Origin of the sequence: Mesorhizobium sp. CA12 (assembly GCF_020165255.1) — a bacterium.
GTDB lineage: Bacteria > Pseudomonadota > Alphaproteobacteria > Rhizobiales > Rhizobiaceae > Mesorhizobium.
Genome location: NZ_JAIUHT010000002.1, coordinates 258,527 through 270,253, shown reverse-complemented (window position 1 = coordinate 270,253; position 11,727 = coordinate 258,527). Strand labels below are relative to the sequence as shown.

6 protein-coding genes are annotated in these 11,727 nt (G+C 65.8%); 5 read left to right on the top strand and 1 reads right to left on the bottom strand.

Translation table 11 applies throughout. The features are described from left to right. The first annotated feature begins 2 nt into the window (after window positions 1-2). Together LB520_RS05420 and LB520_RS05415 are read left to right on the top strand one after the other, a co-directional pair. Window positions 3-1,181 (top strand): serine hydrolase domain-containing protein, encoded by a 1,179-nt coding sequence (locus LB520_RS05420; RefSeq protein WP_224636725.1) that lies wholly within the window; start codon window positions 3-5, stop codon window positions 1,179-1,181. A gap of 122 nt (window positions 1,182-1,303) precedes the next feature. Beyond that, window positions 1,304-3,625, top strand: coding sequence for a Tex family protein (locus tag LB520_RS05415; RefSeq protein WP_224636724.1), 2,322 nt, complete (start codon window positions 1,304-1,306; stop codon window positions 3,623-3,625). Here the strand turns inward: LB520_RS05415 and LB520_RS05410 are convergent, their stop codons facing one another. Next, on the bottom strand, window positions 3,626-4,537 hold the full coding sequence (locus LB520_RS05410) for a LysR family transcriptional regulator (protein WP_224636723.1): 912 nt from the start codon (window positions 4,535-4,537) through the stop codon (window positions 3,626-3,628). 106 nt (window positions 4,538-4,643) lie between these two features. On the opposite strand from LB520_RS05410, the gene LB520_RS05405 reads away from it, so the two are divergent. The 3 genes from LB520_RS05405 to LB520_RS05395 all read left to right on the top strand — a co-directional run bounded on the left by LB520_RS05405 (window position 4,644) and on the right by LB520_RS05395 (window position 11,715). After that, window positions 4,644-5,840: an acyl-CoA dehydrogenase gene (locus LB520_RS05405; protein ID WP_224636721.1), complete on the top strand. Its 1,197-nt coding sequence runs from the start codon at window positions 4,644-4,646 to the stop codon at window positions 5,838-5,840. A 106-nt stretch (window positions 5,841-5,946) separates the two neighbouring features. Next, complete coding sequence (locus tag LB520_RS05400; protein WP_224636720.1) at window positions 5,947-9,297, top strand: DUF2126 domain-containing protein; 3,351 nt, start codon at window positions 5,947-5,949, stop codon at window positions 9,295-9,297. Window positions 9,298-9,303: 6 nt separating this feature from the next. Beyond that, window positions 9,304-11,715: a circularly permuted type 2 ATP-grasp protein gene (locus tag LB520_RS05395; RefSeq protein ID WP_224636719.1), complete on the top strand. Its 2,412-nt coding sequence runs from the start codon at window positions 9,304-9,306 to the stop codon at window positions 11,713-11,715. Window positions 11,716-11,727 lie beyond the last annotated feature (12 nt).

The following is an 11,727-nucleotide window of genomic DNA, read 5'->3' as shown; positions in this document are numbered from 1 at the left end:
TCATGAGCGGCAAGACCGCGTTCGAGGCCAGATACGGCTTTGCCCGCAAGGATGTGCGGCTCGACAACTGGCGGCTTTCGCCGTTCAACCGATGGTCGTTCCAGAATGTCGGCGAGCTGGTGCCGAGCGCGCATATCGCGGCGGCGCCCGCCGGCGAGAGCCAAGCGAAATCGCTCGGCGCATTGCTTGAGGAAAAGATATCGCTCGCCGGTGGCAGCGAGACCGTCGAGAGCTTCCTGAAGCGTTCCAACACGGACGGGCTGACGATCCTGAAGGCCGGCAAGCCTTTCGGCGACTGGTCGGCGCCGCATATGCCGTTCGGAGCGCGCCACATCATCTTTTCGATCAGCAAGTCGGTGACGGCGATCTTCGCAGGCATACTGGAGGGCGAGGGGTTGTTCGATCCCAACGCGCCGGTAACGCACTACATCCCTGAAGCCAAGGGCTCAGCCTATGGCGACGCGAGCGTGCGCAACGTGCTCGACATGACGGTCAGCCTCGATTTCGAGGAAGCCTATCTCGATCCGGAAAGCGCCTTCGCCCGCTACCGCCGCTCGACACTGTGGAACCCCGGCGGCGGGTCCGAAAGCCTCGCCGCGTTCCTTATGACCATCCGGCGGCTTGCCGAGCCGCATGGCCAGACCTATCGCTACCGTTCGCCCAATTCAGACGTGCTCGGCATCCTGATCGAACGGGCCTCCGGCAGGCGTGTCAGCGACCTGCTCAGCGAGAAACTGTGGCAGCCGCTCGGTGCTGGAAGCGAGATGTCGGTGACCGTCGACATGGAAGGCACGGCGCGCACCGCCGGCGGTATGTCGATGACGCCGCGCGACCTTGCCCGCATCGGCGAGATGATGCGGCAGGGCGGCACGGCTAATGGCCGCCGCATCGTGCCGGAAGCCTGGGTGCGCGATACGGTCGCCACCGGCGGCAGCTTTGAGGCCTGGCAACGCGGCACGATGGCGTTCCTGTTCCCGAAGGGACGCTACCGCAACAAATGGTATCAGACCGGCCACCACAGCGGCGCCTTCTGCGGCATCGGCATTCACGGCCAGTGGCTTTACGTCAATCCGAAGACGGAAGTGGTCATCGCCAAGATGTCGTCACAGCGGGAGCCCGTGGACGATAAGCTGGATGGGGAGCTCGTGGCGTTCTTCGAGGCGTTGAGCGGCATGGTTTGAGCCGGCCAGAGGCTGGTTCCAAGGGCTGTTTTCTGTGGACCTTCGGCGCGTGATGAAACCATTGCGGTTGGCGCAGCCGGCATCCCGGCCTATGGTCGCCGCTCTTTTCCGCAGGGACCAGCATGGCATCGGACATCAAACGCATCGCAGCAATCATCGCGGCCGAGATCGGCGCGCGGCCGGAACAGGCCGCGGCGGCAATCGGGCTGCTCGACGAAGGCGCGACAGTCCCCTTCGTGGCGCGTTACCGCAAGGAAGTCACCGGCGGGCTTGACGACACGCAATTGCGCGACCTTTCCGAGCGGCTCGGCTATCTGCGCGAGCTCGACGCACGGCGCGAGACGATCGTCAGCTCGATCCGAGAGCAGGGCAAGCTGACCGAGGAGCTGGAAGCCAAGATCGCCGCGGCCGGCACAAAGGCGGAGCTCGAGGACATCTATCTGCCCTATAAGCCGAAGCGGCGCACCAAGGCCGAAATCGCCAGGGAGCGCGGGCTCGGGCCGCTCGCAGAGGCGATCCTCGCTGATCGCTCGAAAATTCCGGCCGAGCTTGCGCTCGCCTATGTCACGGAAGAGGTGGCCGACGCCAAGGCGGCGCTTGAAGGCGCGCGAGACATCCTGTCGGAGCAGTTCGCCGAAAATGCGGATCTGGTCGGCAAGTTGCGCGCCTATATGAAGGAACGCGCCTTCCTGCGCGCAAAAGTCGTCGACGGCAAGCAGGAGGCCGGCGCGAAATTCTCCGACTATTTCGACCATGTCGAGCGCTGGTCTGGCGTGCCCAGCCACCGTGCCTTGGCCATGTTGCGCGGCCGCAATGAAGAGGTGCTGTCGCTCGACATCGAGGTCGATGCGGACGATCAATCGCCGGTGAAGCCGGTCGAGCGCATGATCGCCAACGCCTATGCGATTGGCGGCAGCCTTCCCGGCGATAAGTGGCTGATGGAGGTAGCCGGCTGGACCTGGCGGATAAAACTGTCGCTGCATCTAACGCTTGATCTGATGCGCGACCTGCGCGAGCGCGCCGAGGAGGAGGCGATCCACGTCTTTGCCCGCAACCTGAAAGATCTTTTGCTTGCGGCGCCGGCCGGTTCGCGACCGACCATCGGACTCGACCCGGGTATCCGCACCGGCGTCAAGGTTGCAGTGGTCGACGGCACCGGCAAGCTGGTGGCGACCACCACCGTCTATCCGTTCCCGCCAAGGAACGATGTGCGCGGCACGCAGGCCGAGCTCGCCGCCCTGATCCGCCAGCACAAGGTGGAGCTGATCTCCATCGGCAACGGCACCGGCAGCCGCGAGACCGAGAAGCTGGTGGCCGACATGCTTTCGGACCTGCCGGCAGGTGCCGGGCCGAAGCCGCTCAAGGTGATCGTCAGCGAGGCTGGCGCCTCGGTCTATTCGGCCTCGGCGACGGCAGCGGCGGAATTCCCGGGCCTGGATGTGTCGCTGCGCGGCGCGGTGTCGATCGCCAGACGCCTGCAGGATCCGTTGGCCGAGCTGGTCAAGATCGAGCCGAAATCGATCGGCGTCGGGCAGTACCAGCATGATGTCGACCAATACCGGCTCGGCCGTTCGCTGGAGGCGGTGGTCGAGGATGCGGTGAACGCTGTCGGTGTCGACCTCAACACGGCGTCGGCGCCGCTTTTGGCGCGCGTGTCGGGACTCGGGCCGTCGCTGGCCGAGGCGATCGTTGCGCATCGCGACGCGGCCGGGCCGTTTGCCAGCCGCAAGGACCTGCTCAAGGTGGCGCGGCTCGGGCCGCGCGCGTTCGAGCAAAGTGCCGGGTTCCTGCGCATTCCGAACGGGACAGAGCCGCTCGATGCGTCATCGGTGCATCCGGAAGCCTATGGCGTGGCGAAGAAGATCGTCGCCGCTTGCGGCCGCGACGTGCGCGCGCTGATGGGCGACAGCGCCGCGCTGAAGGCGCTCGACCCGCGCGTCTTCGTCGACGAGCGTTTCGGCCTGCCGACTGTGCGCGACATCATCGCCGAGCTGGAAAAACCCGGACGCGACCCGCGCCCCGGCTTCAAGACGGCGACCTTTGCCGAGGGTGTCGACGACATCAAGGATTTGAAGCCGGGCATGCTGCTCGAAGGCACCGTTACCAATGTCGCCGCCTTCGGCGCTTTCGTCGATATTGGCGTGCACCAGGATGGGCTGGTGCATGTCTCGCAACTGGCCGACCGCTTCATCAAGGACGCGCATGAAGTGGTGAAGGCCGGCGATGTCGTGAAGGTGCGGGTCGTCGATGTCGACATCAAGCGCAAGCGCATCGGCCTGTCGATGCGCAAGGATGGCGGCGAGGGCTGGGCGCCCCGTGGCGGCCAGCGCGATCACGGCGGCAGCAAGCCGGCGCCGCGCTCGCCAGCGCCGCAGCGCCAGCTGGAGCGGCCGTCGCAGGGCGCGCTCGGTGCGGCGCTCGCCGAGGCGATGAAGCGCAAATAGCTACCACGCGAGCACTGCTGGCTCCTTGCCGATCTGGCCCAGCAGCCAGTCGCGAAAGCTGGCGACCGGCGGGTGGCCGCGCTTGTCGTGCGGCACGACGAGGTAATAGGCGCTGTGGCTTTGCATCGGCGTGCCCGGCGCCGGCATCAGCTGGCCGCGCTGCAATTCGCCGGCAATCAGGATTTCCGGCAGCAGCGCCACGCCGAGGCCGGCCATGCAAGCCTGCGCGACCGTGCCGAACTGCTCGAACTGCATGCCGGGCCCGGTCGGGGCCTCGAGCCCCTGATGCTCGAACCACTCGCTCCAGGCGCCGGGGCGGGTTGCCATATGCAGCAACGGCAGACGGCTGATGTCGGCCGCTGTGGCGATGTCGCGGCTGGCCAAAAATTCGGGCGAAACCACCGGCATTACGGTCTCGCGCATCAAGAGCGTGCAATCGGCGTCCGGCCAGTCGGGCATGCCGTGATGGATGGCGGCATCCAGCCGCTCGCGGGCGAAGTCGAAGCGTCCGATGCGGGTGGCGAAGTTGATGGTGATATCGGGATGGCGGGCGACGAAATCCGGGATCAGCGGCATCAGCCAGCGTGTGCCGAAGGTCGGCAGGATGGCGAGGTTGAGAACGCCGCTATGCCGATTGCTCATCAATCCAAGTGCTGCGTCGCGCAATTGGCCAAGCGCCGAGCGCACCGCTTCGGCATAGATCTCGCCGGGCGGCGACAGCCGGACATTGCGGCTGTCGCGTTCGAACAGCCGGCGACCGAATTGCTCTTCTAGGAGGCTGATCTGCCGGCTGACAGCCCCTTGCGTCAGGTCGAGCTCACGCGCGGCGGCGGTGAAGGAGCCGAGACGCGCAACCGCTTCGAAGGCGGCGAGGGCGGCGGTGTTGGGTAGAAGGCGGCGCTGGACATTCATGATCCATTACTAACGATCATTGATCCGTGATGCAATTTCGTTTGATTTTTTGCACGCGGAGTCCGATAAGCCGGCCACCTCAACAATATGTCGGGAGATCGAGGCCATGGCCGCCGAGAAGAACGCCTTCGTGTGGAACGATCCTTTCCTGATCGAGGACCAGCTTTCCGAGGACGAGCGCATGGTGCGCGACGGCGCTGCCGCCTTCGCCGCCGACAAGCTGGCGCCGCGAATCGAGGAAGCCTATGCCGACGAGAAGACCGACCCGTCGATCTTCCGCGAGATGGGCGAAGCGGGCCTGCTCGGCATCACCATTCCGGAAGAATATGGCGGGCTTGGCGCCGGATATGTGACCTACGGGCTGGTCGCGCGGGAAGTTGAACGTATCGATAGCGGCTATCGCTCGATGATGAGCGTGCAGTCCTCGCTGGTCATGTATCCGATCCATGCCTATGGCTCGGAAGCGCAGCGCAAGAAATACCTGCCGAAGCTGGCATCGGGCGAATGGATCGGCTGTTTCGGGCTCACCGAGCCGGACGCCGGCTCCGATCCAGGCGGCATGAAGACGCGCGCCGAGAAGACCGCGAACGGCTACAGGCTCTCCGGCTCCAAGATGTGGATCTCGAACGCGCCGATCGCCGACGTCTTCGTCGTGTGGGCGAAGCTGAAGGGCGACAGCGGCAAGGATGAGATCCGCGGCTTCGTACTGGAAAAGGGCATGAAGGGACTGTCAGCCCCGAAGATCGGCGGCAAGTTGTCGTTGCGGGCGTCAATCACCGGCGAGGTGGTGCTGGAAGGCGTCGAGGTCGGCGAAGACGCGTTGCTGCCCAACGCCAAGGGCCTCGGCGGTCCGTTCGGCTGCCTCAACCGGGCGCGCTATGGCATCTCCTGGGGAGCGATGGGCGCGGCCGAGGATTGCTGGCAGCGGGCGCGGCAATACGGCCTCGACAGAAAACAGTTCGGCAAGCCGCTCGCCGGCACGCAATTGTTCCAGAAGAAGCTCGCCGACATGCAGACCGAGATCGCGCTCGGACTGCAGGGCTCGCTGCGCGTCGGCCGGCTGATGGACGAAGGCAAGATGGCGCCGGAGATGATCTCGATCGTCAAGCGCAACAATTGCGGCAAGGCGCTCGACATCGCCCGCCAGGCCCGCGACATGCATGGCGGCAACGGCATCCAGATCGGCTATCACGTGATGCGCCACGCGCAGAACCTGGAGACGGTCAACACCTATGAGGGCACGCATGACGTGCATGCGCTGATCCTCGGAAGGGCGCAGACGGGGATCCAGGCGTTTTTCTAAGCCGGCAAGGCCGCTTAAATGAGGTGCAGCGCAACATCTCTGCTTGGAGAATGGCCAGCATCTATGTCAGGGTTCGGCGAATTGAAACGCCGAACTCCGGGGCACCATGGCAATTCAGGCAGCCGTTCATCACCTGACCCATTACAAATATGACCGGCCGGTGGTGCTCGGTCCCCAGGTGATCAGGTTGCAGCCGGCGCCGCACTCGCGCACCAAGGTGCTCAGCCATTCGCTGAAGGTCGAGCCGGCAAACCACTTCGTCAACCTGCAGCAGGATCCCTACGGCAACTTCCTCGCCCGCTTCGTCTTCCCGGAGCCGGTGACGGAATTGAAGATCGAGGTCGACCTCGTCGCCGACATGACGGTCTATAACCCGTTCGACTTCTTCGTCGAGGAGAGCGCCGAGACTTTCCCGTTCGACTATCCGGAGGAGATCAGGGAAGACCTCGCCATCTACCGCGCGCCGGAGCCGGCCGGGCCGCTGTTGACGGGATTCCTTCGGACGATCGACCGCAGCCCGACAAATACCGTCAATTTCCTGGTCGGCCTCAATGCAAGGCTGCAGCGCGAGATCGCCTATATCGTGCGCATGGAGACGGGTGTTTATTCGCCCGAGGAGACATTGGCCGCCGGCAAGGGCTCCTGCCGGGATTCGAGCTGGCTCTTGGTGCAGATCCTGCGCAATCTGGGCGTCGCCGCGCGCTTCGTCTCCGGCTATCTGATCCAGTTGAAGCCGGATCTCGTCTCGCTCGACGGACCGCCGGGAACCGCTGTCGACTTCACCGACCTGCATGCCTGGTGCGAGGTCTATATTCCGGGCGCCGGGTGGATCGGCTTCGACCCGACCTCCGGCCTGCTCACCGGCGAAAGCCATGTGCCGCTTGCCGCGACGCCGCATTTCCGCAATGCCGCGCCGATCTCAGGCATGGCGAGCTTCGCCAATGTCGATTTCAACTTCGACATGCGGGTCGACCGCATCGCCGAGCATCCGCGCATCACCAAGCCATTTTCGGACGAAAGCTGGGAGGCGCTCGATCGACTGGGCGAAAAGGTCGACGCGGTGCTGAAAGACGGCGACGTGCGGCTCACCATGGGCGGCGAGCCGACGTTCGTGTCGATCGACGATTTCGAATCCGCGGAATGGAACACGGCGGCCGTCGGTCCGACCAAACGCGACAAGGCGGACCAGCTCATCCGCCGGCTGCGCGAGCGCTTTGCGCCGGGCGGATTCCTGCATTACGGCCAAGGCAAGTGGTATCCAGGCGAGAGCCTGCCACGCTGGACCTTCTCGCTCTACTGGCGCACCGATGGCGAGCCGATCTGGCGCGATCCGTCGCTGATCGCGCGCGAGACGAGCAGCGCCGCCATCGGACCCGAACAGGCCGAAAGCCTGCTCACGGCGATCGCCGGCGAGCTCGGCATCGACAAGGCGATGGTCGGCGAGGCCTATGAGGATCCGGGCGAGTGGCTGCTCAAGGAAGGCAAGCTGCCGGACAATGTCGATCCGTCCAATTCGAAGCTGGAGGACCCGGAAGAGCGCAGCCGCATGGCGCGTGTCTTCGAGCGCGGCCTGACCAAGCCGTCAGGCTATGTGCTGCCGGTGCAGCGCTGGAACAGCCAGGCCGCTGGACAGCGCTGGCGCTCGGAAAAATGGAAGACCAGGCGCGGGCGCCTGTTTCTGGTGCCGGGCGACTCTCCAGTCGGCTACCGCTTGCCGCTCGGTACGTTGCCCTATGTTCCGCCGGCGCAATTCCCTTACATCGTCCCCGTCGACCCCTCAGTGCCACGTGGCCCGCTGCCGGCGCGCACCGAAATCCTGCCGGAAACTCCGGCCGGCGGCGCGGACGAAATGGCGCGTCAGCAGGCGGAGGCCTCCTTCACTGCCGCCACGGCCCAGCAGGACCGGGTCGAGCAGCGACTGACCGAGATCGGCGGCGCGGTGCGGACCGCACTCACCGTCGAGCCGCGCGACGGCAGGCTCTGTGTGTTCATGCCGCCGGTCGAGGCGCTGGAGGACTATCTCGAACTGGTGGCGGCGGCGGAAAATGCTGCCAAGGCCATCGGGTTGCCGGTGCATATCGAGGGCTATGCTCCGCCGCACGACCCACGCCTCAACGTCATCCGCGTCGCGCCCGATCCCGGCGTCATCGAGGTGAACATCCATCCGGCCGCCAACTGGCAGGAATGCGTTGCCACCACCACGGCTATCTACGAGGAAGCGCGGCAATCGCGGCTCGGCACCGACAAGTTCATGATCGACGGCCGCCACACCGGCACCGGGGGCGGCAATCATGTCGTGGTCGGCGGCGCGACGCCCAATGACAGCCCGTTCCTGCGCCGGCCAGACCTTCTGAAGAGCCTGGTGCTGCAATGGCAGCGGCATCCGTCCCTGTCCTACCTGTTTTCGGGCCTGTTCATCGGCCCGACCAGCCAGGCGCCGCGCATCGACGAGGCGCGGCACGATTCGCTCTATGAGCTCGAGATCGCGCTGGCGCAGGTGCCGCATCCTGACAAGGGCGAGGCGCCCTTGCCTTGGCTGGTCGACCGGCTGTTCCGCAATCTCTTGACCGACGTGACCGGCAACACGCACCGTTCGGAAATCTGCATCGACAAACTGTTCTCGCCGGATGGCCCGACCGGCCGGCTCGGCCTGGTCGAGTTCCGCGGCTTCGAGATGCCGCCCAATGCGCGCATGAGCCTCGCGCAGCAATTGCTGGTGCGCGCGATCATCGCCCGCGCCTGGAGAAACCCGCTCGACGGCCGCTTCGTGCGCTGGGGCACCTCGCTGCACGACCGTTTCATGCTGCCGCACTACGTCTGGGCGGATTTCCTCGACGTGCTGGAGGATCTGAAGCTGAACGGCTTCGATTTCCGCCCCGAATGGTTCGCGGCCCAGCTCGAATTCCGTTTCCCGTTCTGCGGCGAGGTCCAACATGCCGGCGTCAAGCTGGAGTTGAGGCAGGCGCTGGAGCCGTGGCATGTGATGGGCGAGCAGGGCGCTATCGGCGGCACGGTCCGCTTCGTCGATTCCTCGGTCGAGCGGCTGCAGGTGCGAACCGAAGGCCTCAATCCGGAGCGTCACGCCATCGTCTGCAACGGCCGCCTCGTGCCGATGAAGGTCACCGACAATCGCGAGATCGCGGTGGCCGGCGTTCGCTTCAAGGCCTGGCAGCCGGCGTCGGGCCTGCATCCGGCGCTGCCGGTCAACACGCCGCTGGTCTTCGACATCTATGACCGCTGGTCGGGCCGCTCGGTCGGCGGCTGCGTCTACCATGTCGCGCATCCGGGCGGCCGCAACTACGACACCTTCCCAGTCAACGGCAACGAGGCCGAGGCGCGACGGCTTGCCCGGTTCGAACCGCGCGGCCACACGCCGGGCGGCTATGTGCTGCGTGACGAAGAAGCTGCTGAAGAGTTCCCCATGACCCTTGACCTCAGGCAGCCGGCGAGATTCTGATCGACAATGGCCAAGGGGAATCAGAGACGGGCGGGCGGCAGGCCGCGGGCGCCGAGCCTGCTGGAACGCTACCGACCGATCGAAGGCGTCGTCGACGAGATGGTCGACGCGGCCGGCAGCCCGCGCCCGGCCTGGCGCTCCTTCATCGACGCGCTCGACGATCTCGGGGCGGATCGGCTCGGGCAGCGGTTTGCCCGCGCCGACCAGTATCTGCGCGATGCGGGCGTCTATTACCGTGTCTATGAGCAGGCTGGCGCCAATGAGCGGGAGTGGCCGCTCGCGCATGTCCCGCTGCTGATCGACGAGAAGGAATGGGCCGAGATCAGCGCCGGCCTCGTCCAGCGCGCCGACCTGTTCGAGGCGATCCTGTCCGACATTTACGGGCCGAACCGGTTGGTCGAGAAAGGCATTCTGCCGGCCGGCCTGATTGCAGCCAGCCCGGAATATCTGCGCCCGATAGCCGGCGTCCGGCCGGCCAACGGGCATTTTCTGCATATGGTCGCCTTCGAGCTCGGCCGTGGCCCGGACGGCCGCTGGTGGGTGCTGGGCGATCGCACCCAGGCGCCGTCGGGCGCAGGCTTCGCGCTGGAGAACCGCGTCGCCACAACGCGTGCGCTGTCGGATATCTATGGCGAGATGCATGTGCATCGGCTTGCCGGCTTTTTCCGCCGCTTCCGCGACGCGCTGAACGCTATGGCAAGGGAGTCGGGCGGCCGCGTCGCCATCCTGACGCCGGGACCGCTCAACGAAACCTATTACGAGCACGCCTATATCGCCCGCTATCTGGGCATCATGCTGCTCGAGGGCGAGGACCTGACCGTTTCCGGCGGCAGGCTGATGGTGCGAACCGTTTCCGGCCTGATGCCGATCGGCGTCCTGTGGCGGAGGCTCGATGCCGCTTTCGCCGATCCGCTGGAGCTCAGGCCGGACTCGCAGATCGGCACACCGGGATTGGTCGAGGCAATCCGGCGCGGCTCCGTATCGGCCGTCAATGCGCTGGGTTCGGGCCTGATGGAGACGCGGGCATTGCTGTCGTTCCTGCCCAGGATCGCGCGAGAACTGCAAGGTGACAATCTCAAGCTGCCGAGCATCGCCACCTGGTGGTGCGGGCAAGAGGCGGAGCGCGCGCATGTGCTGGCCAATATCGACCGCATGGTGGTCGGCCCGGCGCTCTCGACCCGGCTTGCCTTCGAGGACGATGGCGCGACCCGGCTCGGATCGTCCCTTTCGGCCGGCGAGCGGGCCGAGCTCATCGCGCGCATCGAGGCGGACGGCGCCGGCTTCGTCGGCCAGGAAGCCGTGACGCTGTCGACCACGCCGGTGTTCGTCGACGGCTTACTGGAGCCGCGGCCTGCCAGCCTGCGCGTCTATCTGGCGCGCACGCCGGAAGGCTGGACGGTGATGCCCGGCGGCTTCGCCCGTGTCGGATTTTCGCTCGACCCGACGGCGATTGCCATGCAGCGCGGCGGCCAGGCGGCGGATGTCTGGGTGGTCAGCGACAGGCCGGTCGAGCGCGAGACATTGTTGCCGCAGGAGCATGACGGCTTCACCCGCACCATGCCGGGCAGCCTGCCCAGCCGCGCGGCCGAGAACCTGACCTGGCTCGGACGCTATATCGAGCGCTCCGAAGACACGGTGCGCGTGCTGCGCGCCTATCACGTGCGGCTTGCCGAGACATCCGATCCGGATATGCCGCTGCTTGCCGATATCAGGGACTATCTGGAACCGTTCGGCATCGACGTCGAAACGGCGATACCACCGGGGTTGATCGGCACTTTGGACAGCGCGGTCTACAGCGCCGGCCAGATTCGCGACCGCTTCTCTCCCGATGGCTGGCTGGCGCTGAAGGATCTGTCCAAGACCATCCACAAATTCGCGGAGACGGTCGCGCCCGGAGACGACGCGACGCGGGCGATGACGGTGATGCTGCGCAAGCTTGCCGGCTTTTCCGGCCTGCTGCACGAGAACATGTACCGCTTCACCGGCTGGCGCTTCCTGGAGATCGGCCGCAGGCTGGAACGCGGCATCCAGATCGCGCGCACGCTCAGCCAGCTGACAAGGAATGAGGCGCCGGAAGGGGCGCTGGACATGATGCTGGAGATCGGCGACAGCGTCATGACCCATCGCCGGCAATATCCGGTGCAGGCCGGGCGGCACACGGTTATCGACCTGCTCGCGCTCGACCCGCTCAATCCTCGCTCGATCTTGTTCCAGCTGGAGCGGCTGAAGGCCGAGATCGGCATGCTGCCTTCGATCGGCGGCGAGGGGCACATGTCACCCGCCGCCAAGGAGATCCTGCGGCTCAACACGGCAATAGCCGTCATGGAGCCATCGGACATGAGCGCCAAGGCGCTCGACGACCTCGCCGGCCAGATCGGCGATCTCTACAACAGCCTCTCCAAGGCCTATTTCGGTTAGAGCATTTCCAGC

Bases quoted from the DNA above. Each gene is read 5' to 3' on its own strand.
- LB520_RS05410 (WP_224636723.1), bottom strand. From the start codon at position 4,537: ATGAATGTCCAGCGCCGCCTTCTACCCAACACCGCCGCCCTCGCCGCC.
- LB520_RS05415 (WP_224636724.1), top strand. From the start codon at position 1,304: ATGGCATCGGACATCAAACGCATCGCAGCAATCATCGCGGCCGAGATC.
- LB520_RS05420 (WP_224636725.1), top strand. From the start codon at position 3: ATGAGCGGCAAGACCGCGTTCGAGGCCAGATACGGCTTTGCCCGCAAG.
- LB520_RS05400 (WP_224636720.1), top strand. From the start codon at position 5,947: ATGGCAATTCAGGCAGCCGTTCATCACCTGACCCATTACAAATATGAC.
- LB520_RS05395 (WP_224636719.1), top strand. From the start codon at position 9,304: ATGGCCAAGGGGAATCAGAGACGGGCGGGCGGCAGGCCGCGGGCGCCG.
- LB520_RS05405 (WP_224636721.1), top strand. From the start codon at position 4,644: ATGGCCGCCGAGAAGAACGCCTTCGTGTGGAACGATCCTTTCCTGATC.